Genomic DNA, 18,949 nt, shown 5'->3' with positions numbered 1-18,949 from the left:
TCAGGCCGGGGGCGTGCCGTCCGCATCCACGGCAGCGCCGGCAAACGCCGCATCGCGCACGGCGCGCAAGGCGTCGGGATCGAAGCGCCTGCCGTCGCCGCCGCGGGCGTGCTCCCAGGCGCGCAGGTCCTGCCCGACGAACGCCGGCGTGAGCACGTGCCGCGCGAACGCCCGCATGCGCGGCCGCGCATCCAACACCAGGCGCTCGTAGTTGCCGGTCGTGATGGCGCGGCGCGCGGCGGGCGTCAACGTATCCAGCAATGGCTGGTACAGCGCATCGATCGCATGCCACAGCGCCGCCCGTTCGCGCGCGTCGAGCGCCTCGGAGCCGAACAGGAAGCGGTCCGGGTGATCGTCGATCAGCCGCGCCCATGCCCGCACCGACGCGTGGTCCGGCATCTCCCGGCCGTCCGCACCGGTGCGCAGCATGATCTGGCGCGCGATGCGCGACCACGCCAGGTCGACGTGGACGTGCCCCATGCACGGATCGGCCAGGATCGAACGCAGACAGGCGGCGTGGTCGACGGGCTGCTCGACGAAGCGCCCGACGCCGCCGCAATGCGCCCACAGGATGGTCGTGGCGCGCGCCGAGGGCATGGCGAACAGCGCCTCGATCGGACCCGCGCCGGCGGCCGCGTCGACGTCGCAGTACAGCACGACCGGCATGTACATGACGCCGGCGGTGGCGATCACGTCGCGCAGCGCCTGCGCCCTCCAGGTCAACCCGGCGTCGCCGGTGCCGGCGGCCATGCGCGGGTACGCGGCGAGCTTGAACAACCGCGCCTGCACGCTCGCCGGCTCGCCGCGCAACCGGTACGTGAACATCGGATCGAGCCGGTCGCCGCCGGGGCGGCACAGCCGGGAAATGGCGACGAACAGTGCGACGCCCGGGTCAGGCTCCACGTCCGTCACGTCGTCCGGCACCTCGTCCGGCGCGGCGGGTCCGGCGAACAGGCGGGCCGACGCGACCCTGGCCCGGCTACCGGCGCCGCCAGATGACTTGGCCGCGAGGACGTCGGGCGCACCCGGTGTCAACAGCGTCGTGTTCCCCCTGCTGCGAGAAACGCCGGCCGCGCGGGAGGTAGCGGCCACATCGGCCGTCGAGTCGAGTGCCGGTGGCGTGGGATACGCGGCGGCGCCGTGTATGCGTGTCATGCGGATTCCTTGAATGCGAATGGCCGCCATCTTAGGGATCCGCCGGCGCGCCCGCGCGACCGCCAGCGAAGCGCGGCCCGTCCCGGCGAAGCGCCGGCCTGACTTCGGCGCCAACCGCACCTCTTCGCATCCCGGCCCGGGCGGGGGACCGCCATTCTCTTACGCTACGTACCAGGAGGATCGCGTTTGCGATTCTGCGCGGCCAAACCTTTTCACTCTCCCGCAACCCAACGCGCACCGGCGCATCGAGGAGCACAGCATGAGCAGTATATTTACAAAAATGAAACACGCGTTTCAACATCTCGGCCACGATATCGAGAAGGCCGCCGGCGCGGTCGCCCACGGCGTCGAGCACCTCGCGAAGAAACTGGCGCACGACGTCCTCAACGTGTTGAAGGATGCGCTCGACCTGACCGAAGCGCTCATGCAGGGCAACATGAAGCTGGCGCTGCAGGACCTCGCCAAGCTCGGCTCGGACCTGGAAAAGACGGCGGCGGACGCGGCCACCGGCACCGCCGACATGGCCCTCAAGACGCTCGGCGACCTCCACCTCGGCAAGGGCTTCGACCACCTCGTCGCGGATGTCGAAAAAGGATTGGAAACCGTCAAGGATGCGGTCAACAAGGGCACCGACGCGGGCCTGAAGGACCTGGTCAATTCGGCCGAGGGCATCGTCGAACATTCGCTCAGCGCCGTCAAGGACCTGGCCCATGGCGACCTGAAGGGGATGATGGGCGAACTCGGCCACGTCGGCGAGGATGCGCTCAACCTGGCGGCCGACCTGACCCCGGAAGGCATGGGCACCACGATCGCGGCCTCGGCCCTGTCGGCCCTGCACATCGGCAACGACCAGATCAACGGCGCGATTGCCGGCCTGATGCATGGCAATGTCGGCAAGGTGGTCAAATCGGCGGTGGAGACCGGCACGAACGCGGGCGCGACCGCGCTGGCGAACGGCACCGTCAGCGACGCGGTCTTCGGCGGCGCCGCAGTGCTGACGGCGGCGTCGCTCGTCCCGGGCGGACGCGGCAAGAATGGCGGCCACACGTCCACGACCAGTCACGTGTCGGAACCGTCCAAGCCGTCGAAGGGCGAGCACAAGACCGGGAAGACCGGGCAGAAAGACGACAAGAAAGCGGACAAGAAGGACAAGAAAGACAAGAAAGAAGAAAAGGACGGGAAGGACGACGACAAGGGCAGCGACAAGTCGCCTAAAATCTTCATCCCGCCGACGAAGAACGATGCGTTTACGCGCAACGTCAAGCGGGTGTAGAAGCCTGCGATCCGTGCGCAAGCGGCGTCACGGCGAAGCGGGTAACGACCATGCGTCGTTACCCGCTTTTTCTTTGATGAGCGTTGTCGCCAGGAGCGTGACAGCGCGTTGCGGCGGCCTCACTCATGGCGAGCGGTGTCCCTGCCGGGGCGTTGCACGCGGCCGGATGCGCAATGCTGGCGATCCATTCCCTCAAACGGGCAAGCGCGCTGGCCGACAATTCCACCGCGGACAGCAAGGCAAACAATTCGTCGAACGACAGGCTGCGCATCGCCGCTCCCGATGAGCTATCTCGACGATTCGCATGACCACGGCGACGATTTGACGTTCACATGACTCGCGCGAACACAGCCTTTAAAAACGGCGTTACGGGCAGGTGGAGGATGCAACAGTATCGTGCCGGAACACGTAAGCCCGGCAATGGACGCGTGAAACGGCAGCACGCTGCCGCTGCACTCATGCAGCCAGGCACATGGAGAATTGCGATTCGGGAGTCATGCCGTTCAGTCGCGACTGAACGGCCCGGCCGCTTGCGGCGCGTCTCAGGGAACGGCCACGGGCGCGGCCGCGTGCTTCATGCGGCAAGCCAGGCGCGGCTTCCTGGCGGGGGCGGGCACGGCGGCCTGGCGCGCGCTTTCCGTCGCGCCGATCCCGCCGACGGCCGGCGACAGCACCCGCGGGGTCAGCAGGAACATGCGCTGGTAGTGCTGCCCCTCGTGCTTGCGATAGCGGAACAGGTCCCCGATCACGGGCAGCTTCGACAGGCCCGGCACCGCCGTTTCCGTGTTGTCGTCCTGCGTGACGGAGTAGCCCGCGATCAGCAGGCTCTCGCCTTCGTTGATCAGGGCCTGCGTATCGATGGTGCTGTTGCTCACCACCGGCAACTGTCCCACCTGCTGGGTCGTGAGCTTGCCGTCTTCGATGTGCACGTCCATGCGGATCTGCTGCGCGCCGCCGGGCGACGTGATGATCGACGGCAGCACGCGCAGCGACACGCCGGCGGACACGCTGTACAGGTCGGCGGACTGGTAGCCGGCCACCTGCACGTAGAACGTCTTCTTGCTGTCCATCAGCGCTTCCACGTTGTCGAGCGTCTCGACCCGTGGGCTGGCGGTCACGCGCGCCTGGTCCTTCTGCTGCAGTGCGCTGATGCGGTTGAGCAGGTACTTGCCGGCGTTGCCGATCACCGTCGTCAGCACAGCGCCCTGGGGCGTGGCGGGCAAGGCGCCGGATACCGGAAAGACGCCGAAGCCGCCCGGATTGAGCGAGTCGGGATTGCCGGCCTGCTGCGCCTGGCCGTTGCCGGTCTGGAGGTCGAGGTGGCCCGTGTGCAGGCGCCAGTCGATGCCCAGTTCGTTCAGCGCGTTGTCGGTGACTTCGATGATGGTCGCGTCGATCTCGAGCACGCCGGGGCGCATGTCGAGCGACTCGATCAGGCTGGCGTAGGCGGGCATGTTCTCGGCACGGTCGCGCACGAGGATGGCGTTGCCGCGCGGGTCCGCTTCGATCGACGGTCCGGCCGCCGGCGCCGGCGCGCGCTCCTCGTCCTGCGCGCGCGCCGGCGCCGGCAGTCCGGGAGGCAGGCCGGCAGACATGCCGGAAGGTGCGCCGGCCGGCGCGGCGGGCGGCGCGGGCGGCGTCATGGCGCCGAGCCCGGACAGCGCGGGTAGCGGCGGCACCCGGTTGTTCGGCACGCGCCCCACCCCGTCGTCCTGGGCTTCGCGCAGGCTCGGTATCCGGTAGGTGTCGCGCCGCACCGGTGCCGGTTCGGCGCCGGTGCCCGCGGCCTGCTGCCCGTACAGTCCGCGCAGCAGGCCCGCGACCCCGCGCACGCCGACGCTGCGCCCGTTGATCGTGATGGTCTTGTCGGTGGCCGATGCGTAGCGCAGCGGGAACCGCCGCACGACGACGGTATCGCCCTTGACCTGGACACGGTCGATCAGGCGCGCGACGTCGCTGACCAGGTCGACCAGCTGCGGCGGCCCCGATACGACGGCCGTGCGCGATACGTCGTCGTAGCGCACCGGGAAGCGCGGATCCTCGATCTGCAGCCGGGCCAGCGCCTGGCGCAAGTCGCCCGTGCCCGCATGCTGCAGGCCCAGCGTGGCGGTGCGCGCCTCGTTGGCGCCGTAGATGCGCAGCACGGCCCCGTTGTAGTACCAGAGCACGCCGAACGAGGCGACCATCTTGTCGAGGAATTGCTGCGGTGAGCTGTTGAAGCGGCCGGTGACGTTTCCCTCGACCTGCGGCGAGATCCAGGTCATCACGTGCTGGCTGGCGCCGAAGTCGCGCAGCACGTCCTTGAGGTCCTTGCGGTCGGCGACGTATTCGAAACGGTTGCTCTGCCAGGGGATGCGCTCGGCGTGGGCGGGCGCGGACGCGGTCATGGCCGCGACGGCGGCCGCGGCCGCCAGGAACGTGGCGAGCCGCGAGGGCCGACGCCGGCGTGCGAGAGTCGATGGGCTCATCACGGCGCCCCTCAACCGTAGATGGTCTCGGACGGCGACTCGTGGAACTGGCGCCGGTATCCCTTGGCCAGCACGGAACGGCTCTTCACGCCCCAGCGGCTGGCGGTGTCGACGATCGAGGCGTTGACCCGTGCGTCGCTGAGCAATTCCTCGCGGATGCCCTCCAGGCGCAGCTTGCGGATCAGGCCGCCTGGCGTCATGCCGATCGAGCTCTTGAAGGTCATCTGCAGGGCCCGTTCCGTCACGCCGATCTGGGCTGCGACTTCGCGCGTGCTCAGGTCGGCGCGCTCGAGGTTTTCGACGATGTGGCGGTAGGCGCGCCGGTATTTCGCCGGCAGGCGCGCCGACAGGTCGTCGACCGCCAGCGCGCGGCCCGCCTGCGGATGGACCGTGCCGGACTCGGGCGCCTCGCTGCGCAGGCAGCGCAGCGCTTCGGCCGTGTAGTTGGCGTAGAGCTTGAGCGCCTGGACCGGGTTACCCTGGCGCGCGGCGATCCGGGCCATGCAGTACAGATAGTCGAAATTGCAGCGGCGCGTGCCCAGCTCGGTTTCGGTGCGGTTGAGCTTACCCATCACGGCGTCGGCCACGTCGTCGAGGCCGCCGGCGAACGCCGCCAGCGCGATGTCGATCTTGGTCAGCAGGCCCTGCATGCCGCTACGGAAATTGTGCCCCTGGTGCGCGAGGGCGATCAGCGGCGCGGACGCGAGGCGGTCGCCGCCGGCCAGCGCGGCCAGGCGCTCGAGGTAGTCGTTGCGCTGCGTGATCAGGGCCGGCAGCGGCGCCAGGATGGCCGTGGTGGCCGTGAGCTTGCGTGTGACGTCGGCGCGCCCGTTGCCGGCGAGGGTCTGGACCAGCTGCGCCGAGCTCCAGAATGCGTGATCGTTCAAGGTGGTGGAGGTGCGGATGCCCAGCTGGACGTCGAACTCGCGCGCCAGCAGGCCGATCACGATGCGCCAGCCCGGTTCGGCGTGGCCGTCGGCCAGCGTGGCCGCCTGCAACAGGGCGTTGTCGGCGTCGCGCTGCAGGCCCAGCTGGTGCTGCACGAGCGCAACGCCGATCAGGGCCTCGATCCGCTCGCCCGCCGTGGCGGCGCCATCCTGCACGATGCGGGCGAAGCATTTCGCCGTCGTGGCGTAGCGGTCGCGCATCATCAGCTGCCAGCCGGTGTTCCGGCACGACATGATGCGCAGGCGGTCGTTGTCGTTGACGGTGAATTTCTGCGCACGGCGGTACAGGTCCTCGGCGTCTTCGTCGTAACCGAGCAGCAACGACGCGTCGCCGGCGGCCACCAGGCGCGCGACGTCCGTTTCGCCCAGCTTGCGCGCCGTGCTGTCGAGCACCTCGTCAACGGTGCAATACGCGCGCTCGGCCGCACCGTCGAGCATGGCGCCGGCATAGCCGGGCAAGGCGGCGCGGTGTGCGAGTCCGGAACACAGGGCGAAATAGATGGTCGAAAACATGGTGCACCTCCCGATTGATCTGTTTGCTGCCGGGTTATCCCGGCGACAAGATCATGGTAAGCGCGATCCACCTCGACAAATCTCAACAAACCGCAGCGCAAATATCAACAAACCTCAAATCCCGGTTGGGTGGGCTCCCTCCCCGAGCCCACGCGAACGCCAACGCGGCGCATACGTCACGCGTGGGCACAGGGGTGCACACCCTACTGCGCCGGCCCGCCGAGCATGCCCTTCGCCAGCTGGCTGCCGAGGTCGCCCAGCAGCACGTCGCCCACCACCTGCGACGCGAACACCGCCACCAGCGCGATCAGCATGATCATGCCGATCATGCCGCGCAGCGGCTGGCTGAGCGCGTTCGGCTCGAGCTTGTCGGCCGAACGGGCCATGATGCCGAGGCCGACGTCGACCAGCACCAGCACCAGCATCACCGGCGTGCCGAGCTTGGCCAGTGCGGTCCACACGGTGTCGGTGCGGCCGATCAGGAACGCTTCCGCCGTGCCGGCCAGCGTGGGCAACATCACCTGCGGCGGCCACCATTTATAGGACTGGAACAGCGCGCCCAGCAGGAAGCTCATGCCGCCGCCGACGTAGAACAGCGTCGTCACCAGCTGCAGCAGCAGGTTCGACACGGGCGTGCTCTGGTCGCCGCGCAGCGGATCGGTCATCTGGATGTTGTTGAAGCCGGCCAGGTCGTCGATCAGGGTGCCCACGCTCTGCGCGATCCAGAACACCGGCGCGGCCGCGAAGCCGAACGCCAGGCCGAGGAAGGCTTCCTTGCAGGCGAGGACGACGAGCTGCGCGCTGCCGGCCGTCTCGAACGCCTGCGGCGACTGTCCGGCGGCGACGAAGAACGTGAGCACGTAGACGACGCCGTTGCGCACGGTGCCCGGCAGCGCGGTGTCGCCGGTGGCCGGCAGCACGACGAAGGCCACCATGATGCGGATGCCCGTGAGCAGCACCAGCACGATCAGCGCGTGGTAGGCGTCGTACCAGTCCATCAGGGCCCGGATCCAGGCATGGGTATCGTAGGTCATCGTTCCCTCGCAAAACGTCGGGCCAGCAGGTTGTCCACCGCTTCCTCGTCGGCGGCCAGTTCGGCGGCATGGGCCGCGGCGCGGCGTACTTCGTCCAGGCGGGCGCGGCACCGGTCGAGCGCCGCGTCGGCGCGTGCCAGCCGGGCTTCGGCCGCGCGCACCCGCTCCTGGTGGCGTTCCACGGCGCCGGCCGCCTTCTGCTCCTCCTTACGGGCCGCGTCGAGCGCGTCCTTGAGCGCCACGCGCCAGTTTTCGTGGCGCACGTAGTCGGCCACCGCCACCGCGGCGGCGCCGCGAAAGCGCGCCGCCATGCCGTCGGCGTGGGCGCCGCAGCGCCCCTTGGCCTCGTCCACCTCGCGCCTAGCCGCTGCGCAGGCGGCTTCGCGCTCGGCCAGCGCACGCCGGTCGCGCGTCAACTCTTCCTCGATGCGCTCGCGGCGCCGCGTCTTGGCGGCGACGATCGCACGCCACTTGCCGATGGCCGCCGTGCTCATTGCGGTGCGAACCCGGCGATGTAGTCATGCGTGTCCGCGCCGTCCGCGAAGTCGTCGGTGCGCTGGTTGAGGAACTCGTCGAGCGGGTCGTGCTGCGCGATCGCCTCGTCGGTCAGCGGGTCCGTGCCCTGCTGGTATTCCCCCATTTGCAGCAGCAGCTCGACGTCGTCGTACTTCGCCAGCAGCTTGCGCACGTGCCCGGCGCCGGCGCAGTGCTCCGGCGTGGCGACGAGGGTCATCACGCGGCTCAGGCTGTGCAGCACGTCGATGGCCGGGTAGCGGTTGCGCGCCGCGACCTTGCGCGACAACACCATGTGCCCGTCCAGGATACCGCGCACTTCCTCGCTGACGGGGTCGTTGCCCTCCTCGTCCTCGGCCAGCACCGTATAAAAGGCGGTGATCGATCCCTCCGGCCCCATGCCGGCCCGCTCGAGCAGGCGCGGCAGCTCGGCGAAGACCGACGGCGGAAAGCCGCGCCGCGTGGGCGGCTCGCCGGCCGCCAGGCCGATTTCGCGTTGCGCGCGGGCGAAGCGGGTCAGCGAATCCATCATCAGCAGCACGCGCAGGCCGCAGTCGCGGAAGTACTCGGCGATGGCCGTGCCGACGTGGGCCGCCTTGGCCCGCTCGATGGCGGAGCGGTCGGACGTGGCGCACACGACGACGCTGCGGGCCATGCCGTCCTCGCCGAGGATCAGTTCGATGAACTCGCGCACCTCGCGGCCGCGTTCGCCGATCAGGACGATCACGTTGACGTCGCAGGCGGCGCCGCGCGCCAGCATGCCGAGCAAGGTGCTCTTGCCGACGCCGGCCGGCGCGAAGATGCCGAAGCGCTGGCCTTCGCCGACCGTCAGCAGGCCGTCGATGACACGCACGCCCGTGTCCAGCGGCGTGTCGACCATGCGCCGGGTCAGCGGATCCGGGGCGGCGGCCATCACAGGGCGCAGAATCGCGTCCGGCGGCAGCGGTGTGCCGTCGATCGGCTGACCGAGCCCGTCGAGCACGCGCCCCAGCAGCGCTTCGCCGACCGGCACCGAGAGCGGGCGGCCGAGGCCGACCACGCGGGTCGAGCGCGACAGGCCGGTCACGTCGCCGAACGGCGCGAGCAGCGCGAACTGGCGGGTGAAACCGACCACCTCGGCGCGCTGCAGCAGCGTGCCGCGCGCGTCGCGCAGCTCGCACAGTTCGCCCAGCATGACGTCGATGCCGCCGACCTTCAGCAGCGTCCCGACGGCTTCGACCACCTTGCCGTGCCGGACCACCGTTTCGGCGGCGTCGAGCGCCCCGCCCAGCGCATCGAGGAAGGCGATGGCGTCGTTCATGGCGCGCCCCAGTCGGCGCCGTCGTCGTACGCCGCGTGCGCCGCGTCTTCCTCGCCCTCTTCCTCGTCCTCTTCCTCGTCCTCGTCCTCGTACTCTTCCTCTTCCGCGTACTCTTCCTCGTCCTCTTCCGCGGCGCCGTCTTCCCCGCTCTCCCCGGCGCCGCCCTTGAGCGCACCGATGGCGCGTTCGAGCGCGTCCAGCAGCAGCGGCAGGCCGCCGGCCACGATCCCGTGGTCCCACTCGCACACGCAGCTGCCCGCTTCCGCGTCGGGATCGGCGGTCACCATGGGATTGAGCTGCCAGCGGTGTTCCTCGCACACGGCGCGGAATGCCCGGGTCGCGGCGTCGACGTCCTCCGGCGCCACGCGCACCGCGAGGTACGAGGCGTCGTCGAGATGGCGCGACAGGTCGGCGCCGATGCGGGCGAACAGCGCGTCGCGGTCGGCGTCGCCCAAGGTGCGCGCAACCGTGCGCAGTACGACGTCGGCGATGCGCTCGCGCAGCGCCAGCAGCGCGTCATGCCCTTCCTCGGCGCCGCGCAGCATCGTCTCCTGCGCGTCTTCCAGCGCGCGCGCCGCGCCGGCCTCGTAACCGCGCTGCTCCGCCGTGTCGTACTCGGCGCGCGCCGCCTCTATCATCCGCGCCGCCTCGTCGCGCGCGGCCTGCCGCAGCGCCTCGGCTTCCTCCTCGGCGGCGGCGATCAGGCTTTCCGCCTGCGCGCGGCACTGCTCGGCGGTACCGTCGAGGGCGACCAGGCCGGCCACGTCGCCGGCCCGCAGGACATCCTGCCCGACGCCGATGCCGCCACGCGGCGATCTCAACCAAATAACCATGTGAACTCCGGAAAAATCTGCGCGGCGTCCGCCAGGAAAGGCGTGCTCGCGCCGGTTCGGGCGGCTTCGGCCGGGCGGCCGTCCACTTCACTCTGCAGCGTCAACGAGACCAGGCGCGCCGCCACGTCCAGCGTCAACGCCCCGTCGGCCACGAGCATCGCGTGGCCGCCGTCGACCAGCGCATCGTCGCCGTCGGGCGGCGCCGCGTTTGCCCCGGGCGCCTGCAGGCCGAGCCGCACCAGCACGCCGAAAGCCTGTTCCCCGACCGCGCCCGCCAGCGCGCGCCGCTGCGTGCCGGAGACGATCCGCCGCAGCGCGCCGCGCGCGGGATACAGCCGCAGGGCGCCCAGCACGCGCCGCAACGCCTCCTCGTCGAGCAGCGCCAGGCGATTCGCGTGCGAAACGAAACTGCTCATGGGCGCGGGGGTGCCGAGCCAGGCGGCGCGTATGCCATACCAGGTGCGCCCCGCCCCGGGCGGCACGGGCACGCCCAGGCGGCGGCAGGCGCGTTCGCCCAGCGCGGCGGCCAGCGCCGCCACCCGCCGCTCGTAGGCGGCCAGCCAGTCGGCCAGGCGTTCCGGCGGCGGCGCGGCGTTCATGCGGCGCGGGCCCCGGAACGCCGCAGCACGCGCTGGACCGCCCCCTTCAGCGAGATGCCGAAGCGGCGCGCCAGCAATGCCAGCGCGGCGGCCAGCGCGAGCACGCCGAGCGCGGCGCCGCCCCAGCGCCAGGCGGCCGAACCCTTGTTCGACTCGCGCAAGGCTTCCGGCGCCGCCACGCCCTGCACCATCGTGACGCTGACGTTGTCGTAGGTGAGCCCCTCGACCGCGTGCACCACCAGGTTCTTCAGGTTGGGGGTGAGCGTGGCCACGTCCGTGCCGGGCAAATACTGGATGAAGACCGCCGCCGACGACGGCTTGACCGTGGCGGCCAGCGGATCGTTGTTCGGCAAGACGATCTGCACGTTCGCGTAGGCCACGCCGTCGATGCGGGACAGGACCTCCGACAGCTGCTGCGAGACACCGTAGATGAAGCGCACGCGCTCCTCGGTGGGCGTGGAGATCAGGCCGTCCTTCTTGAACATGTCGCCCAGGTTCTGGAAGCGCTGGTGCGGCAGCCCGTGCGCGCGCAGCACGTCCATCGCGCGGGCGAACTGGTCGCCGTCGATGTCGACGTTCCAGGTCTTGCCGCCGTCGTCGGACTGCTTCGAGGCATCGACCTGGGCCTCGAGCAGCACCGCCAGCATCTCGTTGGCGTCGCGCTCGGGCAGGTGCGCGAACAGCTGCTTGCTGCAACCGCTCAGCAGCAGGGCCGTCACGGCCGCCAGCGCGCACGCCTTCAGCAGGTTCACATGGTTGGCCATATCACTGGTTCTTCATCAAAGTCTGCACCGACGTCTTGACGCCCTGGGCCACCATCTGGCCGCCGTACATCTTGCACGCCATCTGCGCCGCCTCGAACTGGATCTTCGTGGTGGCGCCAACGAGTTCCTGCTGCGACATGTAGGGCGCCTCGGCGGCAAACCGGTCGATCCGCCCGCCGAATTGGGCGAAGGCATGGTCCTCGCGCGTGACGGCCTCGGTCATCGCCGACGGCCCGTGCGCGCGCGACGCCTCCGGCGGCGCCAGGCGCGCGGCGTCCAGCTTGCTGCGGAACAGGTCGACCAGCTCGCTGGCGGGCTGCGCGCGCGGGCCGGCCGGGGCAAGCGCCTGCGACGCGGACGGCGGCGCCAGGGTGGAGATCGGCGGCAGGGGCTGGATGGGGATCGTCATGACGGGCTCCTCAGGCGCGCAGGTGGCGCTGCTGCATCATTTTCTGCAATTCGGCCAGGTCGACCTGCGCCTCCGGACCAGCGCCGGCGCGGCGCGTGCTGGCCTTGCCCAGCAGCGCATTCACGATGTCGACGGAGTCCTGGTCTTCGTTGCGGTTGATGACGTCGTTGGCGTACGAGCGCCACGACGGATCCTGCAGCCCGTACAGCGCCACGGCCAGCAGCGCGTTGACGTAGGGGCCGAACGCGCCGCGCAGGGGGCGCTGTTCGAGGTCGCGCAGGTAGCGCAGCGCGCCGGCGAAGTCGTGGCGGCGGATCAGCATCCAGGCGTCATAGGCGTGCAGCTCGACGAAATTCGGGCGCAGGACGTGCAAGGCGGTGAGAACCCGTTCGGATTGCTCGAGATGGCCATGCTTGGCGCCGAACATCAAGACTTCGATCAACGCCGCAATCAGGCGGTTACTGCATTGGGATACGGACATGGTTCGCTCCTGTTGGGTGGGCCGCGCTGGACCAGGCGGCATGACGCACACCTTACCGGCCGCCCGTCCCTTCCCGCGGCCCGGAGCCGAAATCCCCGCGCGCCAAACGAAGGGCCCCATTCGCCCACCCCGGACTTCGCGTTCGGGGCCGCCGCTTCGCGCGGGCCGCCGGCCGGCCGCGCCGCGGCGCCGACAATGCCGATCGGAAGGGGGATGCGCATGTCCGACGAAAAAACCGAACAACCCAGCGACAAGAAGCTGCGCGACGCGCGCCGCGACGGCGAGACGAGCAAGAGTACCGACCTGCCGTTCGCCGCGATCCTGCTGTGCGCCTGGCTGGGCTTCTCGCTCGCGGGCGGACGCATGGCCGAGCAATTGCGCCTGCTGCTGCTCGACGGACTCGACGTCAAGCGCGCGCAAAACGACCTGCGGGTGGCCGACGCGCTCGTCGCCGCGGCCACCCACGGTCTGGCCCTCGTGCTGCCGGTCGTGGCCGTCGCGGCGCTCGCCGCGGTCGGCGCGCTGGTGGCGCAGGTCGGCCTGCAGACCTCGTTCAAGCCGCTGGAACTCAAGTTCGACGCGATCAACCCGGCCTCGGGCCTGAAGCGCATCTTTTCGGTGCGCTCGCTGATCGACCTGCTCAAGGCGGTGCTCAAGGCCCTGCTGATCGGCGCCGTGCTGGTCCGCACCGGTATGCTGCTGGTGCCGCTGGTGCTCGGGGTGGTCTACCAGCCGGTCGGCGGCCTGGCCGACGTCGCCTGGGGCGTGCTGTGCAAGGTGTTCGGCGTGGCCGGCGTGCTGTACGCGATCATCGGCGTGGCCGACTACGGCATCCAGCACTGGCTGTTCATCCGCGACCACAAGATGAGCAAGGACGAGGTCAAGCGCGAGAACAAGGATTCCGAAGGCGACCCGCACATCAAGAACGAGCGCCGCAAGATCGGGCGTGAAAACGCCTCCGCCCCGCCGAACGAGTCGGTGGCCAACGCCAACGTGGTGGTGGTCAACCCGACCCACTACGCGGTGGCGCTGCGCTACGACCCCGGCGAGACGGGCCTGCCGCGCGTGATCGCCAAGGGCGTCGACGGCGACGCCAGAGTGATCCGCGAACAGGCCATGCGCTTCGGCGTGCCGATCGTCGGCAACCCGCCGCTGGCGCGCGCGCTGTTCCTCGTGGCCGTCAACGACGCCATTCCGGAACCGCTGTTCGATTCGGTCGCCGCCGTGCTGGCGTGGGTCGAGGACATGCGGGCCCCGAGTCCCAACACCGTGACAGAGAGGTAGCCCATGAAATCATTCCGCCTGAACGACCTGGGAGGGGAAGTCTCGATCGCCGTACTCATCGTCGCGGTGATCGCCCTGATGATCCTGCCGCTGCCGACCGTCGTGATCGACGGCCTGCTGGCGCTCAATATCACGATCAGCGTGCTGCTGCTGATGGTCACGCTGTACATCCCCAACGCGACCTCGCTGTACTCGTTCCCGTCGCTGCTGCTGTTCACCACGCTGTTCCGGCTGTCGCTGAACATCGCCTCGACCAAGTCGATCCTGCTGCATGCCGAGGCCGGCCACATCATCGAAAGCTTCGGCGAGCTGGTCGTCGGCGGCAACCTGGTCGTCGGCCTGGTGGTGTTCCTGATCATCGCCATCGTCCAGTTCATCGTCATCGCCAAGGGGTCGGAGCGCGTGGCCGAGGTCGGCGCCCGCTTCACGCTGGACGCGATGCCCGGCAAGCAGATGAGTATCGACGCCGACGTGCGCGCCGGCAACCTGACCGCCGAGGAGGCGCAGCGCCGCCGCACCATGCTGTCGATCGAGAGCCAGCTGCACGGCGGCATGGACGGCGCCATGAAGTTCGTCAAGGGCGACGCCATCGCCGGGCTGGTGATCACCATGGTCAACATCCTGGCCGGCATCGTCATCGGCGTGACCTACCACAGCATGTCGGCGGCGGACGCGGCCGACCGCTTCGCCGTGCTGTCGGTGGGCGACGCGATGGTCTCGCAGATTCCTTCCCTCTTGATTTCCGTCGCGGCCGGCGTGCTCATCACCCGGGTGTCCGACGAGCACAGCAAGCCGCGCTCGCTCGGCACCGAGATCGTCAAGCAGCTGAGCACGAATTCCCGTGCGCTCTACAGCGCGGCGGCCATGCTGGTCGGCTTCGCGCTGGTGCCGGGCTTTCCGTGGCCGATGTTCCTGCTGCTCGCGGCCGCGCTGTTCGCCGGCGCGCGCATCATGGGCAAGCAGGTGCTCGACCAACAGCCGGCCGCCGGCCCGGAACTGAGCGCGCTGCGCGCCGACGGCGCCAAGGGCCAGGCCCCGACTATCGCCGCGCAGGCGCCGGCGTTTTCCGCGCCGCTGTCCGTGCGCCTGTCGCCCGCGCTCGCCGACCGCCTCGATGCGGCCGAGCTGAACCGTGCATTCGCGGCCGTCCGCGGCGTCCTCGTCGACGAGCTGGGGCTGCCGTTCCCGCGCGCCGCCGTGTGGACGACCGATTCCCTCGCCGGCATGGCGGTCGAGATCATGCTGCACGACGTACCGCAGCCCGCGCTCGAGTTGCCGGCCAGGCCGGAGCGCGCCGAGCGCGCGCTGGCCGACGCCGTGGGCGTGGCGGTGCGGGAGCATGCGCACCTGTTCATCGGCGTCCAGGAAACCCAGTGGATCCTCGACCGGGTCGGCACCGAGTATCCGGGCCTCGTGGCCGAAGTGCAGAAAGTCATGCCGGTGCTGCGCATCGCCGAGGTCCTCAAGCGCCTGCTCGAGGAACACGTGCCGATACGCAACCAGCGCGCCATCCTCGAGAGCCTCGTGAATTGGGGCGCCAAGGAAAAAGACCTGTTGCTGCTCACCGAATACGTGCGCGGCGACCTGGGCCGCTTCATCGCCCACCGCGCCGCCGGCGGCGGCCAGCTGCCGGCCATCGTGCTCGACGTCGAAGTCGAACAGACCATTCGCCAGGCGATCAAGCAGACCCCGGCGGGCAATTACCTGACCCTGGAACCGCAGCAGATCGACCAGTTGCTGGCTTCCCTGGAACGCCTGGTCGGCGCCAATCCGCCGCCGAATCTCGCGGTCGTCACGTCGATGGACATCCGGCGCTATTTCCGGCGCATGATCGCGCAGCGACTGGCGTGGCTGCAGGTGTATTCGTTCCAGGAACTGGGCGACATCGACCTGCGCCCGGTCGGCCAGCTCGGCCTGTAACGGGAGGCCCCGATGACCCGCATCCGCTCGCCGCGCGAACTGCGCATCGTGGTGGCGCAACCACCGGCGGCCGAAGCGCGCTTCGGCCAGCTGCTCGACCAGGCGCGCCAGGCGCTGGAGCGTGACCGGCCGGCCGACGACGGCGGCGCGCACGACGACGACGGCGAGGCCGGCCAGGAACGGGACGGCGGCGACGGCAATGCGCCGAACCATGGCGGCGCCCTGCCCCCGCCGCCGCGCCCGCGGCTGCCCGGCGCCGGCCCGGACGACTCGATCCGGGCCCTCGGCGCCCGGCTCGTCGCCCACTGCGCCCGCGCCGCGCAGGCCGACCTGGTGGCCGATCGGCTGGCCGAACGCATCGCCCGTTTTTGCACCGGCCCCGCGCTCGAGCACGCCGGCGGGCGCTGGGAGGTCGTGGTCGAACTCGATCCGGCCATCCTGCCTGGCACCCGCCTGCACCTGGTGCTTTCGGACGGCACGCTATCGCTTCGCTTCGACACCCGCGACACCGGGACCCGCCAGCTAATCTGTGACAACGGCGCCGCATTGCGCAGCCGTCTGGAAGCGCGCCTCGGCGCGCATATCGCGGTCCATGTCACCGTCCACCTGGAAGTGAGCTGAGGAAGCCCATGCAAACCACAACGGCAACGACCCCGCTGGCGGACAGGCTGCGCCGCTACACGCCGGCGCTGGCCAGCCTGGCACGCGCCCTGTACGACGCCCGCGGCGCGCTGCATGGCACCGTGCGGGCCGTGCCCGAGGGACCGCCGCGCACCGGCAAGACCGCGCAGTTGACCGTCGCTTGCGACCAGGGCGAGCTGCACGTCCACGTCGACGCCGACGCCGCCTTCGAGGCGATCGCCCTCGAACCGGAGGCAGCGTGCCGCGCCGCCGTGGCCAGCCTGTACCTGGCCGGCCCGCTGGCGGCGCTGGCGCGCCATGGCGCCACGCGGCCGGCGGTACGGGACGTGCGCCTCGCCGCGCCGTCCGCCTCGCGCGCCGGCGTGCTGCACCTCGAATACGACCACGACGGCGCCGCCACCGGGGCCGCCACCGGGGCCACGACGGGCGCCACCGTGGCCGGCGTGTCCGCCGCGCTGGCCGCCGCGCTGGCGGAGCGCATCGGCCCGCGCGGCCGCGGCGTCCTGACCCCGGCGCTGGCGGCGCTGGCCCTGCCGACCCGCCTGCGCCTGCGCACCCGCCACACCACGCCCGCGCTGCTGCGCACGCTGCGTCCGGGCGACGTGCTGCTCGGGTGGCCAGCGGCCCCGGGCTTCGCGCCGCACGCGGCGCTCGGCCAGGCGACCCTGCTGTGGGGCGCCGCCAACGGTCACGCCGTCCATGCGCACGCGCGCATCGATTCCCGCAACGTCATCCTGGAGAGCAGTCCCTACGCCATGAACCACGATCCCGACCTGTCCCTGCGCGCCGCGCCGGATGCCGCCTCCTCCCCGCTCGACGTCAGCGACGTCGAACTGCCGGTCCACATCGAAGTGGTGACGGTGAACCTGCCGATCGGGCAGATCGCCGCCCTGCAGCCGGGCTATATCCTCGCGTTGCCGGTCGCGCTGGCCGACGCCGACATCCGGCTCGTGGCGCACGGCCAGACCCTGGCCTTCGGGGAGCTCGTCGCCATCGGCGACCAGCTCGGCCTGCACATCCGCCGTATCGCGAACGCCGATGAACGCCGCGCCTGACGTCGGTTCGCTGCTGGTCGCCGCGCTCGCGCTGGCGGTCCTGCCGTTCGTGGCGATGGTGGTCACGTCCTACACCAAGATCGTGGTGGTGCTGGGCCTCCTGCGCAACGCGCTCGGGCTGCAGGGCGTCCCGCCCAACTCGGTCCTGAACGGCGTCGCCCTGATCGTGACGTGCTTCGTGATGGCGCCGGTCGGCATGGACGCCATGCACCGCGCGCACCTGCCGGGCGAAACGGCGGCCGGGGCCCAGGTCATGCCGCTGCTCGACGCCGGGCGCGAGCCCTTCCGGGCCTTCCTGAAGGCCCATGCGACGGAGCGCGAGAAGGCCTTCTTCCTGCGCTCGGCGCGCCAGATCTGGCCGCCCGGGCGCGCGGCCGAACTCAAGGAAGACGACCTGATCGTGCTGGCGCCGGCGTTCATCCTGAGCGAACTCACGGCCGCCTTCAAGATCGGTTTCCTGCTGTACCTGTCGTTCATCGTGATCGACCTCGTCGTCGCGAACGTGCTGATGGCGCTCGGCCTGTCGCAGGTCAGTCCGACGAACGTGGCGATTCCGTTCAAGCTGCTGCTGTTCGTCTCGCTCGACGGCTGGTCGATGCTGGTCCACGGCCTGATCTCCACCTACAAGTGACGTCATGGAATACGATAACCTCACCCACCTGACCGCCCAGGCGCTGAAGCTGTGCCTGATGGTGTCCCTGCCGGCCGTCGCCGTGGCGGCGCTCACGGGCCTCGTCGTCGCCTTCCTGCAGGCGATCACGTCGCTGCAGGATTCCAGCATTTCGCAAAGCGTGAAACTGGTGATCGTCACCGTCGCCATCATGGTCAGCGCGCCGTGGGGCGGCATGGCGGTGCTGAGCTTCGCGCGCAGCCTGTGGGAGGTCATGTTCGTATGAGCATCCAGCGCATCGGCGGCGGCTGGCTGCCGCCCCTCCCCACCGCCGCGCCGGAGACGCCCCGGCCGGCCACCCAGACCGACCAGCCCGCGCCGCAGGGACTGCAGCCGCTGTTGCCGCAACCGCGCCGCCCCCGGCTCGGCCAAACGGTCGCCCGTCGCGCCGCCGGACGCAAGAAGCGCGACGCCGACAATCCGCACGGCACCGACCTGAGCGCCGAAAGCGAAGACCTGCTGATGATGCTCGAGCAGCACCTGGTGCGCGACGACCAGCAGGTGGCGAAGACCGGCGAACGCGGCGCGCGCGACCAGCAGTCGTCGTCGCAGGGGCGCGACCCCGGCGGCGCCGGCGGCTTCGCACGGCAGCAGGCCGCCGCCGACGACGCGGCGCACAGCGCTCCCCGCTGGACGATGCGCGCGCTGGCGCGCCCGGCGCGCGACGCCACGCGCCTGCTCATGCAATGGCGCGCCGCGGCGGCGAGCAAGGATGCGCAGGCCCGCGCCGAACGCGCGCTGCTGGCACTGTCCGCCGCGGCCCAGCGCACCGCCGCGCCGGGCGCGGCCCCGGCCGCCAGCCCCACGTACCCGATCCTGGCCATCGTGCGCGAATTCCTCGCGCTCCCGGAGGCCGAGCGCGCGCGTCCCACCACGCTGGCCGACGTGCGTGACCGCCTGGTGGTCGCGGCCAGGCCGGCCGGCCCGAAACGCCCGCTGACGGACGCCGAGGAGTCGGTCAACCTGCTGCTGCCGATCGTCCTGCTGAACCTGGGCCGCCGCCGGACGAGCGAAGGCCGCGCACTCGGCGTATCCGCGCTCGCCGCCCTGATCCGCCGCGGCCGCGGCTGGTAGGCGCCGCCGCAACCG

20 protein-coding genes are annotated in these 18,949 nt (G+C 70.6%); 8 read left to right on the top strand and 12 right to left on the bottom strand.

Features of this window, described 5'->3' with window-relative positions:
* Positions 1–1,155, bottom strand: coding sequence for a hypothetical protein (locus ACL58G_RS13885; RefSeq protein ID WP_440967364.1), 1,155 nt, complete (start codon positions 1,153–1,155; stop codon positions 1–3).
* Between the two features lie 259 nt (positions 1,156–1,414).
* Here ACL58G_RS13885 and ACL58G_RS13880 point away from each other — a divergent pair, with 259 nt between their 5' ends.
* Positions 1,415–2,428, top strand: a complete 1,014-nt coding sequence (locus ACL58G_RS13880) for a hypothetical protein (protein ID WP_440967362.1) — start codon at positions 1,415–1,417, stop codon at positions 2,426–2,428.
* Positions 2,429–2,486: 58 nt separating this feature from the next.
* On the opposite strand, the gene ACL58G_RS13875 is transcribed toward ACL58G_RS13880, so the two are convergent.
* The 11 genes from ACL58G_RS13875 to ACL58G_RS13825 all read right to left on the bottom strand — a co-directional run bounded on the left by ACL58G_RS13875 (position 2,487) and on the right by ACL58G_RS13825 (position 12,289).
* The gene (locus ACL58G_RS13875; protein ID WP_440967361.1) at positions 2,487–2,699 is read right to left on the bottom strand and encodes a hypothetical protein; all 213 of its coding nucleotides are present in this window, start codon (positions 2,697–2,699) and stop codon (positions 2,487–2,489) included.
* A 271-nt stretch (positions 2,700–2,970) separates the two neighbouring features.
* A complete protein-coding gene (gene sctC / locus ACL58G_RS13870) occupies positions 2,971–4,896 on the bottom strand; it encodes a type III secretion system outer membrane ring subunit SctC (RefSeq protein WP_440967359.1) in 1,926 nt (641 codons plus the stop codon).
* An 11-nt stretch (positions 4,897–4,907) separates the two neighbouring features.
* Positions 4,908–6,356: a helix-turn-helix transcriptional regulator gene (locus ACL58G_RS13865; RefSeq protein WP_413384339.1), complete on the bottom strand. Its 1,449-nt coding sequence runs from the start codon at positions 6,354–6,356 to the stop codon at positions 4,908–4,910.
* 203 nt (positions 6,357–6,559) lie between these two features.
* Positions 6,560–7,390, bottom strand: coding sequence for a type III secretion system export apparatus subunit SctT (sctT, locus tag ACL58G_RS13860; protein ID WP_413384336.1), 831 nt, complete (start codon positions 7,388–7,390; stop codon positions 6,560–6,562).
* On the bottom strand, positions 7,387–7,884 hold the full coding sequence (locus ACL58G_RS13855; protein ID WP_413384333.1) for a hypothetical protein: 498 nt from the start codon (positions 7,882–7,884) through the stop codon (positions 7,387–7,389). The genes sctT and ACL58G_RS13855 overlap by 4 nt, the downstream gene beginning before the upstream one ends.
* Positions 7,881–9,203 (bottom strand): type III secretion system ATPase SctN, encoded by a 1,323-nt coding sequence (gene sctN / locus ACL58G_RS13850; protein ID WP_413384331.1) that lies wholly within the window; start codon positions 9,201–9,203, stop codon positions 7,881–7,883. The genes ACL58G_RS13855 and sctN overlap by 4 nt, the downstream gene beginning before the upstream one ends.
* Positions 9,200–10,024 carry a type III secretion system stator protein SctL gene (sctL, locus tag ACL58G_RS13845; RefSeq protein ID WP_440967356.1) on the bottom strand — a complete coding sequence of 275 codons (825 nt, stop codon included), beginning with the start codon at positions 10,022–10,024 and terminating at the stop codon, positions 9,200–9,202. The genes sctN and sctL overlap by 4 nt, the downstream gene beginning before the upstream one ends.
* Complete coding sequence (locus tag ACL58G_RS13840) at positions 10,021–10,635, bottom strand: hypothetical protein (RefSeq protein ID WP_440967354.1); 615 nt, start codon at positions 10,633–10,635, stop codon at positions 10,021–10,023. Before ACL58G_RS13840 ends, sctL begins: the two co-directional genes overlap by 4 nt.
* On the bottom strand, positions 10,632–11,399 hold the full coding sequence (sctJ, locus tag ACL58G_RS13835) for a type III secretion system inner membrane ring lipoprotein SctJ (protein WP_440967352.1): 768 nt from the start codon (positions 11,397–11,399) through the stop codon (positions 10,632–10,634). Before sctJ ends, ACL58G_RS13840 begins: the two co-directional genes overlap by 4 nt.
* Position 11,400: 1 nt before the next feature.
* Complete coding sequence (locus ACL58G_RS13830) at positions 11,401–11,808, bottom strand: hypothetical protein (protein WP_440967350.1); 408 nt, start codon at positions 11,806–11,808, stop codon at positions 11,401–11,403.
* Positions 11,809–11,818: 10 nt separating this feature from the next.
* Positions 11,819–12,289: an HrpB1 family type III secretion system apparatus protein gene (locus tag ACL58G_RS13825; RefSeq protein WP_440967349.1), complete on the bottom strand. Its 471-nt coding sequence runs from the start codon at positions 12,287–12,289 to the stop codon at positions 11,819–11,821.
* 219 nt (positions 12,290–12,508) lie between these two features.
* On the opposite strand from ACL58G_RS13825, the gene sctU reads away from it, so the two are divergent.
* Genes sctU through ACL58G_RS13790 form a run of 7 tightly spaced genes read left to right on the top strand, consistent with a single transcriptional unit; the run spans position 12,509 to position 18,934 of the window.
* A complete protein-coding gene (gene sctU / locus ACL58G_RS13820) occupies positions 12,509–13,573 on the top strand; it encodes a type III secretion system export apparatus subunit SctU (protein ID WP_440967348.1) in 1,065 nt (354 codons plus the stop codon).
* 3 nt (positions 13,574–13,576) lie between these two features.
* Positions 13,577–15,493: an FHIPEP family type III secretion protein gene (locus ACL58G_RS13815; RefSeq protein ID WP_413384317.1), complete on the top strand. Its 1,917-nt coding sequence runs from the start codon at positions 13,577–13,579 to the stop codon at positions 15,491–15,493.
* 12 nt (positions 15,494–15,505) lie between these two features.
* Positions 15,506–16,114, top strand: a complete 609-nt coding sequence (gene sctP / locus ACL58G_RS13810; protein ID WP_440967345.1) for a type III secretion system protein SctP — start codon at positions 15,506–15,508, stop codon at positions 16,112–16,114.
* Positions 16,115–16,122: 8 nt separating this feature from the next.
* Positions 16,123–17,190, top strand: a complete 1,068-nt coding sequence (sctQ, locus tag ACL58G_RS13805; protein WP_440967344.1) for a type III secretion system cytoplasmic ring protein SctQ — start codon at positions 16,123–16,125, stop codon at positions 17,188–17,190.
* A complete protein-coding gene (gene sctR, locus ACL58G_RS13800) occupies positions 17,174–17,821 on the top strand; it encodes a type III secretion system export apparatus subunit SctR (RefSeq protein ID WP_413346112.1) in 648 nt (215 codons plus the stop codon). Before sctQ ends, sctR begins: the two co-directional genes overlap by 17 nt.
* Positions 17,822–17,825: 4 nt before the next feature.
* Positions 17,826–18,086 (top strand): type III secretion system export apparatus subunit SctS, encoded by a 261-nt coding sequence (gene sctS / locus ACL58G_RS13795; RefSeq protein ID WP_413346110.1) that lies wholly within the window; start codon positions 17,826–17,828, stop codon positions 18,084–18,086.
* Entirely contained in the window at positions 18,083–18,934 is an 852-nt protein-coding gene (locus ACL58G_RS13790; protein ID WP_440967342.1) for a hypothetical protein, read from the top strand. Before sctS ends, ACL58G_RS13790 begins: the two co-directional genes overlap by 4 nt.
* The last annotated feature ends 15 nt before the right edge of the window (positions 18,935–18,949 follow it).

This window comes from Massilia sp. GER05 (assembly GCF_052056005.1).
GTDB lineage: Bacteria > Pseudomonadota > Gammaproteobacteria > Burkholderiales > Burkholderiaceae_D > Telluria > Telluria orientalis.
This window is presented reverse-complemented; position numbering and strand designations above follow the sequence as displayed.